This window comes from Nocardiopsis sp. NPDC050513, from assembly GCF_044457925.1.
Classification (GTDB): Bacteria; Actinomycetota; Actinomycetes; order Streptosporangiales; family Streptosporangiaceae; genus Nocardiopsis.
This window is the reverse complement of record NZ_JBITHK010000001.1, coordinates 533,388-549,040: the sequence shown is the minus strand read 5'-3', so window position 1 is coordinate 549,040 and position 15,653 is coordinate 533,388. Positions and strand designations below refer to the sequence as shown.

Annotated in this window: 13 protein-coding genes; 10 read left to right on the top strand and 3 right to left on the bottom strand. The window is 72.6% G+C overall.

Annotated elements, in window-relative coordinates:
- Positions 1–119 precede the first annotated feature (119 nt).
- From purN to ACIBFB_RS02380, 3 genes are read left to right on the top strand one after another with little or no spacing between them, the layout of a single operon-like run.
- A complete protein-coding gene (purN, locus tag ACIBFB_RS02390) occupies positions 120–755 on the top strand; it encodes a phosphoribosylglycinamide formyltransferase (protein ID WP_397225444.1) in 636 nt (211 codons plus the stop codon).
- Complete coding sequence (gene purH / locus ACIBFB_RS02385; protein WP_397225277.1) at positions 752–2,320, top strand: bifunctional phosphoribosylaminoimidazolecarboxamide formyltransferase/IMP cyclohydrolase; 1,569 nt, start codon at positions 752–754, stop codon at positions 2,318–2,320. Before purN ends, purH begins: the two co-directional genes overlap by 4 nt.
- 14 nt (positions 2,321–2,334) lie before the next feature.
- Entirely contained in the window at positions 2,335–3,186 is an 852-nt protein-coding gene (locus ACIBFB_RS02380; RefSeq protein ID WP_397225275.1) for a bifunctional methylenetetrahydrofolate dehydrogenase/methenyltetrahydrofolate cyclohydrolase, read from the top strand.
- Positions 3,187–3,314: 128 nt separating this feature from the next.
- Here the strand turns inward: ACIBFB_RS02380 and ACIBFB_RS02375 are convergent, their stop codons facing one another.
- On the bottom strand, positions 3,315–3,920 hold the full coding sequence (locus ACIBFB_RS02375) for an FHA domain-containing protein (protein ID WP_358561475.1): 606 nt from the start codon (positions 3,918–3,920) through the stop codon (positions 3,315–3,317).
- A 518-nt stretch (positions 3,921–4,438) separates the two neighbouring features.
- Between ACIBFB_RS02375 and ACIBFB_RS02370 the strand changes: the two genes are divergently transcribed.
- Positions 4,439–4,873, top strand: coding sequence for a DUF3017 domain-containing protein (locus tag ACIBFB_RS02370; protein WP_397225442.1), 435 nt, complete (start codon positions 4,439–4,441; stop codon positions 4,871–4,873).
- 180 nt (positions 4,874–5,053) lie between these two features.
- On the top strand, positions 5,054–6,271 hold the full coding sequence (locus ACIBFB_RS02365) for an NADP-dependent isocitrate dehydrogenase (protein WP_397225273.1): 1,218 nt from the start codon (positions 5,054–5,056) through the stop codon (positions 6,269–6,271).
- A 664-nt stretch (positions 6,272–6,935) separates the two neighbouring features.
- On the opposite strand, the gene ACIBFB_RS02360 is transcribed toward ACIBFB_RS02365, so the two are convergent.
- Positions 6,936–8,222 (bottom strand): LCP family protein, encoded by a 1,287-nt coding sequence (locus ACIBFB_RS02360; protein ID WP_397225271.1) that lies wholly within the window; start codon positions 8,220–8,222, stop codon positions 6,936–6,938.
- 139 nt (positions 8,223–8,361) lie between these two features.
- On the bottom strand, positions 8,362–9,483 hold the full coding sequence (locus tag ACIBFB_RS02355; protein ID WP_397225269.1) for a galactokinase family protein: 1,122 nt from the start codon (positions 9,481–9,483) through the stop codon (positions 8,362–8,364).
- A gap of 129 nt (positions 9,484–9,612) precedes the next feature.
- On the opposite strand from ACIBFB_RS02355, the gene ACIBFB_RS02350 reads away from it, so the two are divergent.
- From ACIBFB_RS02350 to ACIBFB_RS02330, 5 genes are all read left to right on the top strand, one after another.
- Positions 9,613–10,728, top strand: a complete 1,116-nt coding sequence (locus ACIBFB_RS02350) for a YihY/virulence factor BrkB family protein (protein ID WP_397225267.1) — start codon at positions 9,613–9,615, stop codon at positions 10,726–10,728.
- A 159-nt stretch (positions 10,729–10,887) separates the two neighbouring features.
- Positions 10,888–12,060 (top strand): glutamate--cysteine ligase, encoded by a 1,173-nt coding sequence (locus ACIBFB_RS02345; RefSeq protein ID WP_397225265.1) that lies wholly within the window; start codon positions 10,888–10,890, stop codon positions 12,058–12,060.
- Between the two features lie 25 nt (positions 12,061–12,085).
- Positions 12,086–13,324 (top strand): M20 family metallopeptidase, encoded by a 1,239-nt coding sequence (locus ACIBFB_RS02340; protein WP_397225263.1) that lies wholly within the window; start codon positions 12,086–12,088, stop codon positions 13,322–13,324.
- 99 nt (positions 13,325–13,423) lie between these two features.
- Positions 13,424–14,521: an adenosine deaminase gene (locus ACIBFB_RS02335; RefSeq protein WP_397225261.1), complete on the top strand. Its 1,098-nt coding sequence runs from the start codon at positions 13,424–13,426 to the stop codon at positions 14,519–14,521.
- Positions 14,521–15,150 (top strand): PH domain-containing protein, encoded by a 630-nt coding sequence (locus tag ACIBFB_RS02330; RefSeq protein ID WP_397225259.1) that lies wholly within the window; start codon positions 14,521–14,523, stop codon positions 15,148–15,150. Before ACIBFB_RS02335 ends, ACIBFB_RS02330 begins: the two co-directional genes overlap by 1 nt.
- The last annotated feature ends 503 nt before the right edge of the window (positions 15,151–15,653 follow it).

The window sequence follows — 15,653 nt, the reverse complement described above, 5'->3', positions numbered from 1 at the left end:
GCGCGAGGCCGCACGGGCGCGCGACCTTCCGGATGCTGCGCCGTCCCCCGGCGCCCCCGGACACGGGAGCCCGCTCCCGCACCGCCTTCTACACACTGGGAGAAGCATTGTCCGCGCGAGTGGTCGTCCTCATATCGGGCACGGGCAGCAACATGGCCGCCCTGGTCGACGCGGCCGAGGACCCCGCGTACGGCGTCGACGTCGTCGCCGTCGGCTCGGACCGACGGGGCACCCGGGGCATCGAACTGGCCGAGAAGGCCGGTGTGCCCACGTTCGTCGTCCCCTTCCGAGACTACTCCGACCGCGCCGAGTGGGACACGGCCATGGCCGACCGGATCAGCGGGTACGCGCCCGACCTCGTGGTCTCCGCCGGGTTCATGCGCCTTCTGGGCCCCGCCGTCGTCGGCCGGCACGCCGCGGTGAACATCCACCCGGCGCTGCTCCCCTCCTTCCCCGGCGCGCACGCCGTGCGTGACGCGCTCGCCCACGGTGTCCGGGTCACCGGCACCACCATCCACTTCCTCGACGAGGGCGTCGACTCCGGTCCGATCATCGACCAGGTGGCGGTCCCCGTCGAGGACGGCGACGACGAGTCCAGCCTCCACGAGCGGATCAAGGCCGTGGAGCGGCGGATGCTGGTCGACACGGTCGGCCGGCTCGCCCGCGAGGGCTGGACGGTCGACGGCAGGCACGTGCGGTTCGGCCGCACCGAGCACAGCGTCACGGACGCGACCGACACGAAGGAGCAGCGGTGACCCAGCAGGCCATCAGGCGTGCGTTGATCAGCGTGTACGACAAGACCGGTCTGGAGGAGCTGGGGATCGGCCTGGCCGAGGCCGGGGTGGAGATCGTCTCCACCGGCTCGACCGCCGCGCGGCTGCGCGACGCGGACATCCCCGTCACCCCCGTCGAGGACGTCACCGGCTTCCCGGAGATCATGGAGGGCCGGGTCAAGACCCTGCACCCCAACGTCCACGCGGGCCTCCTCGCCGACCAGACCAACCCCGACCACGTCGCGACCGTCGAGCGCCTGGGAATCGCCCCCTTCGACCTGGTCGTGGTCAACCTCTACCCCTTCCAGGACACGGTCGCCTCCGGCGCGTCCGAGGCCGACTGCATCGAGAAGATCGACATCGGCGGCCCCGCGATGGTCCGCGCCTCGGCCAAGAACCACGCGAGCGTCGCCGTCGTGGTCGACCCCGCCGGGTACGACGCCGTCCTCCAGGCCGTCCGCGACGGCGGGTTCACCCTGGAGGAGCGCAAGCGCCTGGCCGGGCTCGCCTTCCGCCACACCGCCACCTACGACGCGGCAGTCGCCTCCTGGTTCGCGGGCTCCTACGCCCCCGACGACGCGACCGCCGAGTCTGGCTGGCCGGCCTACCTGGGCATCGGGTACACCCGCCAGGACGTGCTGCGCTACGGCGAGAACCCGCACCAGAAGGCGGCGCTGTACACGGTCGACGGCGCCCCGGCGACCGGTCTGGCCGGCGCGCGGCAGCTGCACGGCAAGGCCATGTCCTACAACAACTACGTCGACGCCGACGCCGCCCTGCGCGCCGCCCACGACTTCGACCGGCCGTGCGTGGCGATCATCAAGCACGCCAACCCCTGCGGCATCGCCGTGGGCGCGGACAACGCCGAGGCCCACCGCCTGGCGCACGCCTGCGACCCGGTGTCGGCGTTCGGCGGCGTCATCGCCACCAACCGCCCGGTCCGCGCCGAACTGGCCGAGCAGATCTCCGAGGTCTTCACCGAGGTCGTCGTCGCGCCCGGTTTCGACGCCCAGGCGATGGCGGTCCTGACCAGGAAGAAGAACATCCGCCTCCTGGTCGTGGACACCCCCGGCTTCGGTTCGGGCGTGGAGAACCGCCAGATCAGCGGCGGCCTGCTGGTGCAGTCCCGCGACGCGATCGACGCCGAGGGCGACGACCCCGCGCACTGGACGCTGGCCGCGGGAGAGCCCGCCGACGAGGCCACCCTGGCCGACCTCGCCTTCGCGTGGCGCGCGGTGCGCGCGGTCAAGTCCAACGCCATCCTGCTCGCCTCCGGCGGCGCCACCGTGGGCGTGGGCATGGGCCAGGTCAACCGGGTCGACTCCGCGCGCCTGGCGGTCACCCGCGCGGGCGACCGCGTGACCGGCTCGGTCGCCGCGAGCGACGCCTTCTTCCCGTTCGCCGACGGTCTGGAGATCCTCACCGAGGCGGGGGTGCGCGCCGTCGTCCAGCCGGGGGGCTCCGTCCGTGACGAGGAGGTCGTCGCCGCCGCGAAGGCGGCCGGGATCACCATGTACATGACTCGCACCCGCCACTTCTTCCACTGACGCGAGGAGCCGACATGAGCGCGACGATTCTCGACGGCAAGGCCGTCGCCAAGGCCATCCGCGGGGACCTGGCCGAGCGCGTGGCCAAGCTGAGGGCCAAGGGCGTCACCCCCGGCCTGGGCACGGTCCTGGTCGGCGACGACCCGGGCAGCCACTCCTACGTGCAGGGCAAGCACCGCGACTGCGCCCAGGTGGGCATCGCGAGCATCCGCCGCGACCTGCCCGCCGACGCCACCCAGGAGGACGTGGAGCGGGCGGTCCGCGAGCTGAACGAGGACCCGGACTGCACCGGCTACATCGTGCAGCTGCCGCTGCCGAAGGGCCTGGACGAGAACCGGGTGCTGGGCCTCATCGACCCGGCCAAGGACGCCGACGGGCTCCAGCCCTCCAACCTGGGCAAGCTCGTCCTGATGCAGGAGGCCCCGCTGCCGTGCACCCCGCGCGGCATCGTGGAGCTGCTCACCCGCTACGACGTGCCGCTCCGGGGCGCGGAGGTGGTCGTGGTGGGCCGCGGCGTCACCGTGGGCCGTCCCCTCGGCCTGCTGCTGACCCGCCGATCGGAGAACGCCACCGTCACCCTGTGCCACACGGGCACCCGTGACCTGGCGGAGCACACCCGCCGCGCCGACGTCATCGTCGCCGGGGCCGGTGTGCCCGGGCTGATCACCGAGGACATGGTCCGGCCGGGCGCGGCAGTGCTGGACGTCGGCGTCTCCCGCACGGAGGACGGCCTGGTCGGCGACGTGCGGCCGGAGGTCGCCGAGGTCGCCGGGTACCTGTCCCCGAACCCGGGCGGCGTGGGCCCGATGACCCGGGCGATGCTGCTGGTGAACGTCGTGGAGGCGGCGGAGCGCGAGCTCGCCTGACGGCGGTTCGGTCGCGGGGGCGGGGCGGGCGGCGCCACCGCCCCCGCCGTGTCCGCACGGGGCGGGGACGCGCGGGGCGCCGACGGCGCCCGGACGGGACCGGGCGCGGGCGCCGGCGCGGTCCGGAGTCAGCTGGCCCGGCGGGACGAACCGGTGGTCGGCATCGGGCGCACCAGGCCGAGCGCCACGACCTCGTTGGCGAGGCGGGTCCGGCGGTTCTGGCCCTCGGGGATGCGGAACTTCTGGTAGAGCCGCAGCAGGTGCTGTTTGACCGCGGCCTCGGTCACGACCAGGGCCTCGGCGATGTCGCGGGCCGTGGCCGGGGCCACGAAGGCCTCCTCCGACAGCGCGGGCTGGCACAGGGCGGTGAGCACGTCGAGTTCGCGCCGGGTCAGCTCGGGCGCGGCGCCGCGCCGGAGTTCGATGTCGGGGCTGATCTGTTCGTGGGGGAGCCCGCCCACACGGCAGCGCGCGGTGCCGAAGGTCACCACGTCGTCCTCCTCCAGCACCCGCCGGGCGATGGGGCGGCCGTTGACGCGGGTGCCGTTGCGGGACAGCCCCAGGTCGACGACGTACACGTAGGGCCCGCGGCGGACGAGTTCGGCGTGGAGCAGGGAGACGCTCGGATCGTCGAGCCGGACGTCGGCGCCCGCGCCGCGTCCGACGGTGGTGACCTCGCCGGTGAGCTGGCGGATGTCCCCGGTCTCTTCGACCCGGAGGTAGGGCCCGTCCACGGTGACTCCTCCCGGGCTGGTGGTGTGGCGCGGCCGGTGGGGGTGCGGGTGACGGCGGGGGAGCGGCGGCTGTCGAGTGGTCGGTCGGTCTGCGCGTTGAGTGGGCTTCATGGGGGCTTGTCCTCGCTCACCGTTGCACTCGTCTCAGGTTGGATTACCCGGGTGGTACGCGTTCTACGCGCTTACTCCGGAGTTAGGCGGATACGGCGCGGATACACGCCTGTGTGACCGAACCGGAAGTGGGTAACGGACGTCGGGCCCTCGGGAGCAGGGCCCGACCGATTCCGTGAGCGCTGGGGTCCTGGCGACTCCGATCACTACAATGGGCGGCGTCTCGACCGTTCGGGCGGCGCTGGCCCCCGGCGGACCCCTGCTCGCCACCAGGTCGGTGCGGCCTCGTGGCGGCGTGTGCCGTTTCGGACACGTCGGCGGGTGCGGTGTGGCCGGTCTGGGCCAGGGACGAGCACGTGGACGAGCCGCGCGGCGGCCGGAGGATGTCGGAACGGGTCGGATGCGCGGTGGACATGACGGGGCGGGTGGAGTTGGCGGACACGGACCAGGGCGGCCGGGCGGAGGAGACCCCCGGCGACGGGGAGCACGCCTCGCGGGGCCCGTCCGACGGCGGCCGTGACGACGGGCACGCGGCCCCCGGGGCCGAACCGGAGGCCCAGGCCCGCCCCGAGGTCCCCTTCTGGCTGGCCCAGGTGCCCTACGCGCTCGTGCTCTCGGCCCTGGTCGCCGGGATCGTGGTCGTGGCCGCCGCCCACTTCAAACGGGGCCCCGCGATCATCGCCGGAGCGTTGCTGCTGGCCGCGGCCTTCCGGTCGGTCCTGCCCGGGGACTGGATCGGCCTGCTGGCCGTCCGGCGCCGCTGGATCGACCTCGTCACGTGTGTCGGCCTCGCCGTCCTGCTCATCGTGCTGGCATGGGTGGCGCCGCAACTCTCGGACTGACCGTGGAATAAGCTTGATGTCGAGATACCCCGACACCGACAAGCCGCCGCCTTCCCGGTCAGCACGGACACCGGGCGGGATCAGGGGATTGCCGAGCGTGCGGTGCGGTCACGGCCACGAACCAGCACCGCGCCGGCCGCGTGAGGCGGTGGCACAGACTGAAGGGACAGCCACACAGCCATGGCCAAGATCAAGGTCGAGAACCCCGTAGTCGAGCTCGACGGCGACGAGATGACCCGGATCATCTGGTCCTTCATCAAGGACCGCCTGATCCTTCCCTACCTCGACATCGACCTGAAGTACTACGACCTCGGCATCGAGGAGCGCGACCGCACCGACGACCAGGTCACCGTCGACTCCGCCAACGCCATCAAGAAGTACGGCGTCGGCGTCAAGTGCGCGACCATCACCCCGGACGAGGCCCGGGTCGAGGAGTTCGGCCTGAAGAAGATGTGGCGGTCGCCCAACGGCACCATCCGCAACATCCTCGGCGGCGTCGTCTTCCGCGAGCCGATCATCTGCGAGAACGTCCCCCGGCTCGTCCCCGGTTGGACCAAGCCGGTCATCATCGGCCGCCACGCCCACGGTGACCAGTACAAGGCCACCGACTTCAAGGTTCCCGGCCCCGGCTCGGTGACCATGACCTACACCCCGGCCGACGGCGGCGAGCCGGTCGAGTTCGAGGTCGCCGACTTCCCCGAAGGCGGCGGCGTCGCCATGGGGATGTACAACTTCCGCAGGTCCATCGAGGACTTCGCGCGCGCGAGCCTGAACTACGGCCTGGACCGCGACTACCCGGTCTACATGTCCACCAAGAACACGATCCTCAAGGCCTACGACGGCATGTTCAAGGACGTGTTCCAGGAGATCTACGACACGGAGTTCAAGGAGCGGTTCGAGGCCGCCGGTCTCACCTACGAGCACCGCCTGATCGACGACATGGTCGCCGCCGCGCTCAAGTGGGAGGGCGGCTACGTCTGGGCGTGCAAGAACTACGACGGTGACGTGCAGTCCGACACCGTCGCGCAGGGCTTCGGTTCGCTGGGCCTGATGACCTCGGTCCTGCGCACCGCCGACGGCCGCACCGTCGAGGCCGAGGCCGCGCACGGCACGGTCACCCGCCACTACCGCCAGCACCAGCAGGGCAAGCCCACCTCGACCAACCCGATCGCCTCCATCTTCGCGTGGACCCGCGGTCTGGAGCACCGGGCCAAGCTGGACAACACCCCGAAGCTGGCGGAGTTCGCCAGCACGCTCGAGGACGTCGTCATCAACACCGTCGAGGGCGGCCAGATGACCAAGGACCTCGCGCTGCTGGTCGGCGGCGACCAGGAGTGGCTCACCACCGAGCAGTTCCTCGCCGCCCTGGACGAGAACCTGGCCAAGCGCCTGGCCTGAGCCCGTCCCCGCGTCGGGCCTCCGCCTCGCCTGGGCGATCCGGGTGAGAGGCGCGGCCCGGCGCGGTGGTCCCGGGTGAGACCTTGGCCACGCCCGGGCGTCCCCACACGGGGGCGCCCGGGCGTCGTCGTACGAGGCTGCCCCGAACGTCCCGATCGCGCTGTGGGCGGGCGGTTTGGCCACTCGGGAGGACGAAGTTTCCCGGGGAGTTCTCCGTGTTCGGCGCACATCCGGAGCCGTCGGATGCGAGGATGGAGGGGTCGCACGGGGCGGGTGGCCGCAGGGTGCGACATAGGCCACGCGAGCAGGATTTACACCTTTCGCGAACTTTGACCTATTGTGGAGGAGCGCCGGTGAGAACCGGCAGGCCAGAGAGGGTGTCAACCCCTCTGAGCCACCACGAACCGACGTACCGGCCGTGCGCCCGCTGGGGGGTAGGCGCGCACAGTACGGAACGTCACGAAGAAGGGCCCGTCGCCTCGTGCGGCGGGCCCTTCGCCTTGCTGACGCGTCCTCGCGGGCTCGGCCGGGGCTCGGGGCGTGGAGAACGGGAATCTTCATCCTCGACTTCGCCTGTCGCTCGTTCCTCGCTCGCGGCTCGTCTCGTCTTGCAGATCCCCGTACGCCCCTCGCGCTCCTGCGTCCTCGCGGGCTCGGCCGGGGCTCAGTCCTGCATGGCGCTCTCGGGGATCGGCTCGCCGGCCCGCATGGCCGCGAACATCTCCTCCGAGCGGACCTCGTCCCACAGCACCACGGAGCCGACACCCTCCAGCGTCGGGGTCTCGCCCACCGGGACCGCCGTGGTCTGGGTGCCGCCCCGCATCGCCAGCATCATCGTCACCAGGTGCCGCAGGTGGACGTCCTCGTCGACCATGAACGTGTCCGTGCCCGCCGCCACCAGCGGGAGCGCGCGGAACGGGTTGAACATGGTCGACGGCGCGGACGCCGTCTCGACCAGCACCGAGAAGAACTCCCGCTGCCGCTGGATCCGGTCCAGGTCGGCGCGCGGCGTGGCGCGGGTCCGCACGTAGCCCAGGGCCGTGCCGCCGTCCATCAGCTGGCAGCCCGCCTCGATGTCCAGACCCGCCTTGGGGTCCTCCATCGCCTCCTCCGGGCACAGCTCCACCCCGCCGACCGCGTCCACCAGGTCGACGAACCCGCCCATGCCGATCTCGACGTAGTGGTCGACGCGCACGCCCGAGGCGCGCTCGAAGGTCTCCACCAGGGGACCGGGGCCGCCGCAGACCTCCTCGCCCGCCTCGTTCGTGCCGCACACCGCGTCCGCGAAGGCCGTGTTGATCTTGTTGTCGGCGAAGCCCGGAATGGCCATCGGCACATAGGAGTCGCGCGGGACGCTGACGATGGTGGGCTCCCCGTCGTCGGGGATGTAGAGCACCATGATCGAGTCGGTCCGGCGGCCCTCGGCGTACCCGGTGGCCAGCTCGTCCATCTCCTCGTCGCTCAGGCCGTCCCGGCTGTCGGAGCCGACGATCATGTACGTCGTCCCCGGCTGCTCCTCCGGCCTGTCCTCGTAGTCGCCCAGGGCGTCGACGCGGGTCAGCCGCCCGTCCGCCCACAGGTAGACGGCGGCCGGGGGCACGATCAGGACGACGAGCAGGACCGCCACGACCGTCAGCGCGATGTTGCGGACCCGGTTCCCGCGCCGCTCCTTGGCCCGGCGGGCCCTTCCGGTGCCGTCGTACTCGCGCGCGGCCCCGTGCGTGCGGCGCTGCCGCGAGGACCGCGGCTCGGGCGCGCGTCGCCGGGGCGGCGCCTCCTCGGCGGTCGGGACGCGCCTGGCCCCGCCCAACGACCGCTGCTCCGACTCGCGCTGGCGGTACAACCGCTCGAACTCGTCCGGCTTGCCGGGGTCGCCCGCGCGTCGGAACACGCCTGGACTGTCGTGTTCACCGGTCGGGCCGGACCCGTCCCGGTTCCGTGGGTCTGCCATCGAACCGCCTTATCCGCTCCACGCCCGCAGGTCGACTGCGCCTGTCCGTCGTCTGTGTGATCGCGGAAACTGTAGCGGGGTTCACTCCGGATCCGTCGGGGCGCCCTCGGCGGCCCCCAGCGGCGGTCGTGGAGCACGGTCAGCGCAGGCGGTGGGCGCCCGCCGAGGGGAGCGCGGCGCGCACGCGCGGAGGGACCCGGCTCCGGTCGGTGAATTCCCTGGTCAGGGCCGTGCCGATCCGCTCCACCCGCTCTTCGGCGGCGAGCGCCACCACGGTCCCCGCCCAGCCGGACAGCCGCACGCCGCGCGCGCCGGCGCGGGAGGCGGTCTCCGCGGCGAGTTCGACGTCGGGCGAGGGCAGGCCGAACCCGCGCAGGGACAGGTGCGAGGCGCTCAGGATCGGGCCGACCTCGCCGGCGCGGCCCGCGCGCAGCAGCCCGACCGCCGCGTTGAGCCGGTGCGCCTCCGTGCCCTCGAACTCCACCCGGTCGCGCTGCCTCCGGTCCGGCAGTTCCGCCAGCGCGGCGCGCAGGTCGCCCACGGAGCGGAGCGGGCCGAGGACCTCCTGCGCGGCCTCGATCGCGGCGGTGTGCACGCGCCTGGGGTCGCGGCGGGGGAGCGCCCCGGTGTCGACGACCAGCAGCCGCAGCCCCTCGGCGGCCAGGTCGAACGGCAGGACCCGGGTGCGCAGCGTCCGCTGGTTCACCCGGACCGCGTGCCCCGGTCGCGCCGTGAGCACCGCGCGCCGGTCCGCCGTGGAGCCCTCAGGCGGCGGCCCTCCGGCGAGGTCGGCGAGCGCGAGCGCGACGGCCGCCCCGACGGCGGCCGTGCGGCCCAGGGAGGCGTGCGCGGGCAGATCGGACTCCAGGAGCACCCGGAGCCCCTGATCGGCCCGGAGAAGGCCGCTCCGGCGCGCCTCGCCGACCGCCTCGTCCACCGCCCGCGCGGCGGGCTCCCGGGGCCTCAGGGCTCCGTGCGCCGTGGCCGCGTGCACGCCGCCGTCCGACGTGAGTCCCGCGGCGGCGGTCACACCCCAGGGCAGCGCCGCGTACAGGGCGGCGCCGCCGCTGGCGGTCGTGTGCTCGCCCATGAGCGCCACCCGGCCCGGCGCGCGCCAGACGCCCCCGGCGGGCACCCCGTACCGTCGGGTGAAGGCCTCCGCCAGCGCGTCGGCGTCCGGGGCCGACGACGGCCAGTCTCCCCGCGGTCCCGCCGGACGCAGGCCCAACACGGCACGCCACCGAGCCCCCAAGCCCCCCACCGGTCCACCTTTCTCCCCCGTCGCACGATTGCCTCCAAGTCTGCCCCCACCCGGGGACCGCGCGTCGGGTTCCCCCTCTCCGCGCCGCTCGTTACGGTGACGGTCCACGACCGGCGCGGAGGGGGAGCCATGCCCGCAGCCCTGGACCGGGCCAAGGACACGTCCCGTCACTACCGGAACCTGGCCATGGACGCCTACTGGGGGCTGCGGCGCCGACGGCCGGGCGTCGACCACCTGGTCCGCGCCTACGAGCGCTACGCCGACCGGAACGGGAGCCTGCTCGCGGGCGCCGTGACGTACTTCACCTTCCTGTCCTTCTTCCCGCTGATCGCGCTCGCCTTCGCGGCGTTCGGCTTCGTCGTCGCGGCGGGAGGGCCGGAGCTCACCGCCTACCTCGAAAAGGCGCTGGACGAGGTCCTGCCCGGCCTGTCCGACCAACTGCCGATGGACCAGGTGGCCAGCGCGCGCGTGGGCGCGGGTGTGATCGGCGTGCTCGGCCTGCTCTACGCGGGACTGAACTCGGTCTCCGAGCTGCGCCAGGCGCTGCACTCGATCTGGCTCAAGAACGTCAAGGACGGCCCCGGCTACCTGCTGCGCAAGACGGGCGATCTGGCGGTCATGCTCGGGCTGGGGACGGCCCTGCTGTTCACGGTCTCCTTCACCAGCGTCGCGCAGGCCGCCACGACCTGGCTGCTGTCCTGGGTCGGGCTGGACGGCTCGGTGCTCGCCCACCTGTCCCTGCGCGCGCTCGCCGTGGCGATCGCGGTGGGGGCCAACTCGCTGATCTTCCTGCTGGTCTTCGCGCTGCTCTCGGGGAGCGGGCGGCCGACCCGGGCGATGTGGCGCGGCGCGCTGATCGGGGCGGTGGGCTTCGAGATCCTCAAGGCGGCCGCCGCGATCCTGCTCGCCGGGACGCTGGCCAACCCGGTGTACGCGTCGTTCGCGGTGTTGGTGGGGCTCCTGGTGTGGATCAACCTGGTGATGCGCCTGGTCATGTTCAGCGCGGCGTGGACGGCGACCTGGCTGCCCATGCCGCCGCCGTACACGGGCACCCTGCCGCTGCCGGAGGAGAACGGGCTGGACTGGTCCCGGCCCGCCCGCGCCCCGCGCGCCCGGCGGGGGATCGGGCGGGAGCGCCGCGCCGCCCAGCGGGCGTTGGCGGCGGTGTTGTCCCTGGTCGGCGCAGCCGGTGCGGCCGGGGCCGCCGCGTGGGCGCTCCGCCGCCGTCATTCCGGTCGGGAATGACGGCGGTTCACGCACGAGGAAATTACCTCACTGTGCGTCCTCGTCCCGTATGCGCGGGGTGTCGACAGGGTAGTCCTCCCCTGTCCCGGTTGACCGATTCATCGGGGCGCACCGACCGCCGGCCGTGAGACCGCTGGCGACACCCCCCTCGGAGGGCAGATGGGAATCGCATTCAAGTCGTCCGAACGCGCGACGCTCGGAGTGGAGTGGGAACTCCAACTCGTCGATCGGAGCACGCGTCACCTGAGGCAGGAGGCGCAGGAACTCCTGTCCGAGCTGCCCGACCTCAGTGCGGGCGCCGACGTCCCCCCGCTTCGGCACGAACTGATGCAGTCACAGGTCGAGGTCGTCACCGGAATCTGCGAGACGGTCGACGAGGCCAAGCGCGACCTCACCGGCAACATCGAGCGGATGCGTGACGTCCTCGAACCGCGCGGAACCACTCTGACCTGCTCCGGAACCCACCCGATCGACGACTGGCGGGACCAGTCGCTCAGCCCCGGGGAGCGCTACGGCGAGCTGGTCGAGCAGATGCAGTGGCTCGCCCGGCGCATCCTCACCTGCGGGGTCCACGTCCACGTGGGGGTGCGCAGCCAGGAGAAGGCCATTCCCATGGTGAACGCACTTGCGAAGTTCCTCCCGCATTTTCTGGCTTTGAGTGCTTCCAGCCCATTTTGGAGTGGGCATGACACGGGTCTGGCGTCCGCGAGGTCGGTGGTCTTCGGCGCCCTTCCCACGTCGGGGCCGCCGCCGAACCTGTCGGGTTGGACTGCTTTCGAGGAATACCTCGAAACGCTTCTGCGGGCGGGTACCATCGCCTCTATCAAGGAAGTGTGGTGGGACATCCGGCCGCACCCGGATTTCGGCACCATCGAGATCCGGATGTTCGACGGGATACCCACCCTGCGCGAGGTGGGAATGGCCGCCGCGCTCTGCCAGAGCCTGGTCGAGCTGTTCGATCACCAGCTCGATCGGGGATACGGGCTGCCCAACCCGCCGTCCTGGCTGGTGAGCGACAACAAGTGGCGGGCCACCCGCTACGGACTGGACGCTCGTGTGATCACGGACGTGCACGGAACCACGGTGCCGATCCGGGACGACCTCTACGAGTTGGTCCGCGAGTTGCGTCCGGTCGCGGCCCGTCTGGGCTGCGCCGAGGACCTGGACCTGGTCTCCGAGATCCTGGACAAGGGTGCCTCCTACGAACGGCAGCGCGCGGTCGTCGCCGAGGGCGGTTCGCTCGACGACGTCGTGGACATGCTCGCCGCCGAGCTCCGGGGCGGCCTCACCCGCGCAGAGGTCAGTGTCAGCGACGGAGCCGGCGTGCGCTGACACGCGATGAAGAGGGGACCCTCGCATGCAGGGACGTGACCTGCCGGAACAGTTGACCGCTTTTCTGGCGCGCCATGAGCGGGAGTTCACCGGATTCCGCCGGGACCTGCACATGCACCCCGAACTCGCCTTCGCCGAACACCGCACGACCGGGCGGATCGCGGAGCGGCTGCGCGAGGTGGGTCTGCGTCCGCGCGTCCTCGCCCAGGGCACGGGGCTGGTGTGCGACATCGGTTCCGGGCCGGGTCCCCTGGTCGCGCTCAGGGCCGACATCGACGCCCTCCCGCTCACCGACGAGAAGGCGGGGGTCCCCTACCGCTCGACGGTCCCGGGCGCCGCACACGCCTGCGGGCACGACGTGCACACCACGGTCCTGCTGGCGTCCGCGGTCTTCCTCGCCCAGCAGGACCGGATGGGCGCCCTGCCCGGTCGGGTGCGGCTGATCTTCCAACCCGCCGAGGAGCTGCCCGGCGGCGCGCTCGAGGTGGTCAACGACGGGGCGATGAAGGGTGTGGACCGGATCTTCGCCCTGCACTGCGACCCCCGCCTCATGGTCGGCAAGGTCGGGCTGCGCGTGGGCGGCATCACCGCCGCCTGCGACCAGCTGATGGTCCGCCTGTCCGGGCCGGGCGGCCACACCGCCCGGCCGCACCTGACCTCCGACCTCGTCTACGCCATGGGCAAGGTGGTCACCGAGCTGCCCGCCGCGCTGTCCCGCCTGGTCGACCCGCGTGCCGGATTCAGCCTGGTCTGGGGCCGGATCAGCGCGGGGGCCGCGCCCAACGTCATCCCCGACGACGCCGTCGCCGAGGGCACCGTCCGCTGCCTGGACGACGAGGCCTGGCACTCCGCCCCGGACATCGTCAAGGGGCTGGTCGAGTCGGTCGCCTCCGCCTACGGCGCGGAGGCGGAGGTCACCTACCGCCGCGGCGTCCCGCCCACGATCAACGAGGCGGAGAGCGTGGAGATGATGCGCGAGGCGGTCGGTCTCTCGCTCGGCTCGGACGCGGTCGCCAGCACGCCGCAGAGCCTGGGCGGGGAGGACTTCGCCTGGTACCTGGAGCACGTCCCCGGCGCGCTGGCCCGCCTGGGCACCCACTCCCCGGACTGGGACGGCCCCATGCTGGACCTGCACCGGGGCACCTTCGACGTCGACGAGCGCGCCATCGGCGTGGGGACCCGGTTCATGGTCACCACGGCGCTGACCGCGCTGTGGAACGCCGCCCGCACGGGGGATCGCGTCGACGACGAGGCCCTGGCCTGAGCTTTCGCCCCCGGACCCCGCGGGCGGATCTGCCGGATTCTCGGAAACTTGGCGTCGGCGTGGACGGCCGCGTGCCGCCCGGGTGGCATTCTGAGGAGTATGAACCACCCACTCACAGTTGAGCAGATCCGGCGGGCGCCGAAGGTCCTGCTGCACGACCACCTCGACGGCGGCCTGCGCCCGTCCACCGTCGTCGAACTGGCGCGGGAGGTCGGCTACACCGGTCTGCCCACCTACGACCCCGGCGAGCTGGGCGTGTGGTTCCGCGAGGCTTCCGACTCCGGGTCGCTGGAGCGTTACCTGGAGACCTTCGCGCACACGACCGCCGTGATGCAGACGCGCGACGCGCTCGTGCGGGTGGCGGCCGAGGCGGCGGAGGACCTGGCCGCCGACGGCGTGGTCTACGCCGAGCAGCGCTACGCCCCCGAGCAGCACCTGTCGGCGGGACTCACCCTGGAGGAGGTCGTGGAGGCCGTCCAGGAAGGGCTGGAACTGGGTGAGAAGCGCGCCGCCGACCAGGGGCGCAGCATCCGCACCGGGCAGCTGGTCACCGCGATGCGGCACGCCGCGCGCTCCTCGGAGATCGCCGAGCTGGCCGTGCGCTACCGGGACGCCGGTGTGTCCGGCTTCGACATCGCGGGCGCCGAGGCGGGCAACCCGCCCACGCGTCACCTGGACGCGTTCGAGTACCTGCGCCGCGAGAACTTCCACTTCACCATCCACGCGGGCGAGGCGTTCGGGCTCCCGTCCATCTGGGAGGCCCTCCAGTGGTGCGGGTGCGACCGCCTGGGCCACGGCGTGCGCATCGTCGACGACATCACCGTGAACGAGAACGGCGTGCCGCGCCTCGGCCGCCTCGCCCAGTACGTGCGGGACAAGCGCGTGCCGCTGGAGATGTGCCCGAGCTCGAACGTCCAGACCGCGGCGGCCGAGTCCATCGCCGCGCACCCCATCCGGCTCCTGCACGACCTGCGGTTCCGGGTCACCGTGAACACCGACAACCGGCTCCAGAGCGGCGTGACGCTGTCGGAGGAGTTCGCCAAGCTCTCCGAGGCCTTCTCCTACGGCTGGGACGACCTGGAGTGGTTCACGGTCAACGCGATGAAGTCGGCGTTCCTGCCCTTCGACGAGCGCCTGGCCCTGATCAACGGCGTCATCAAGCCGGGGTTCGCCCAGCTGAAGTGGGCGGCGGTCTGATGGACCGGCCCCAGTCCACCACCCACGCCTCGACCTCCTCGCGGGTCCTGGCGCTGGTGTGGGTCGCCATCGCCGTCCTGTTGCTGCTCGACGTGCTGCTGCGCGGCGAGGGCCGCTCGGCGTGGGTGGCCTCCGCGGTGCTGGTGGCGAGCGTGGCCGGCGTCTACCTGGTGTGGCTGCGTCCCCGCGTGGTCTCCACCGGGCGCGGGCTGCGGATGGTCAACCCGCTGCGCGAGACCTTCGTGCCGTGGTCCGCGGTGGTCTGGGTGGACGTCACCGACGTGCTGCGCGTGCACACGCCGGGCGGGGTCGTGCGGTCGTGGCCGTTGCGCGAGACGAAGCGCGCCAGGGTCCGCGAGAACCTGCGCCGCGACTCGGGGCTGGCGGACGCCGACGACGACACCGACCCCGCCCGGCAGCGCCCGGTCGACGTGGTCGCACGGCAGCTGCGCCGGGACGCCGAACGGTACAAGGCGCGCCCGCTGAGCGGGCCGATCCGGGACGTCGGCGAGGCGGGCCCGGCGGCGCTGGGCGCCGAGGACACGCCGCAGACGATGGTGCCGGTCGAGGTGATCGTCGTCCTCGCGGTGACGGCGGTGTACTTCGCGGGAGTGCTGGTGCTGGCCTGAGCGCCCGGCCCCGAGCGTCGCCGCTCGCGGTGTCTCCTGGTGGGACCCGGTCCCCGCGTCGCGCGGGGGCCGGGTCCCTTTCTCGCGGCACGGGGTTGACGCCGCCTCCCGCTTCTGGTTAGGTAAGGCATGCCTAAGGGAGAGCGCGCCGAGCGGACGGGCTTCGCGCGGATGGTCATCCGCTCGGTTCCTCCCCCTGGGCGTCGCGCGCGGTCCAACTGAATAAAGGGAAGGTGCCCGGTTCGCGAGTCCAACGGGATCTGCGGGGATTCCGCGCGAACGGACACCGGGGAAGCACCGCCTCCGGCCGCACCACGGCCGGTACCGTCCACCCCAGGCCTCGGGGTGTACGCTCGCCACGCCGGTACCGGCCTCGCCCGGTGCGGCCGGAGGCGCCCCAGCCACACGACCCCGCGGGCCCGGCCCGCCGGTCCGACGGCTTTCCCGGAGCGCGAGTCAGGAGGTGCCCCGGCACGTCGCGAGTCCAACGGGATCTGCGGGGA

What these genes read in the sequence shown, in the direction of transcription:
- ACIBFB_RS02330 (WP_397225259.1), top strand. Translation starts at nt 14,521, where the DNA reads ATGGACCGGCCCCAGTCCACCACCCACGCCTCGACCTCCTCGCGGGTC.
- ACIBFB_RS02360 (WP_397225271.1), bottom strand. Translation starts at nt 8,222, where the DNA reads ATGGCAGACCCACGGAACCGGGACGGGTCCGGCCCGACCGGTGAACAC.
- ACIBFB_RS02350 (WP_397225267.1), top strand. Translation starts at nt 9,613, where the DNA reads ATGCCCGCAGCCCTGGACCGGGCCAAGGACACGTCCCGTCACTACCGG.
- ACIBFB_RS02345 (WP_397225265.1), top strand. Translation starts at nt 10,888, where the DNA reads ATGGGAATCGCATTCAAGTCGTCCGAACGCGCGACGCTCGGAGTGGAG.
- ACIBFB_RS02340 (WP_397225263.1), top strand. Translation starts at nt 12,086, where the DNA reads ATGCAGGGACGTGACCTGCCGGAACAGTTGACCGCTTTTCTGGCGCGC.
- ACIBFB_RS02380 (WP_397225275.1), top strand. Translation starts at nt 2,335, where the DNA reads ATGAGCGCGACGATTCTCGACGGCAAGGCCGTCGCCAAGGCCATCCGC.
- ACIBFB_RS02365 (WP_397225273.1), top strand. Translation starts at nt 5,054, where the DNA reads ATGGCCAAGATCAAGGTCGAGAACCCCGTAGTCGAGCTCGACGGCGAC.
- ACIBFB_RS02335 (WP_397225261.1), top strand. Translation starts at nt 13,424, where the DNA reads ATGAACCACCCACTCACAGTTGAGCAGATCCGGCGGGCGCCGAAGGTC.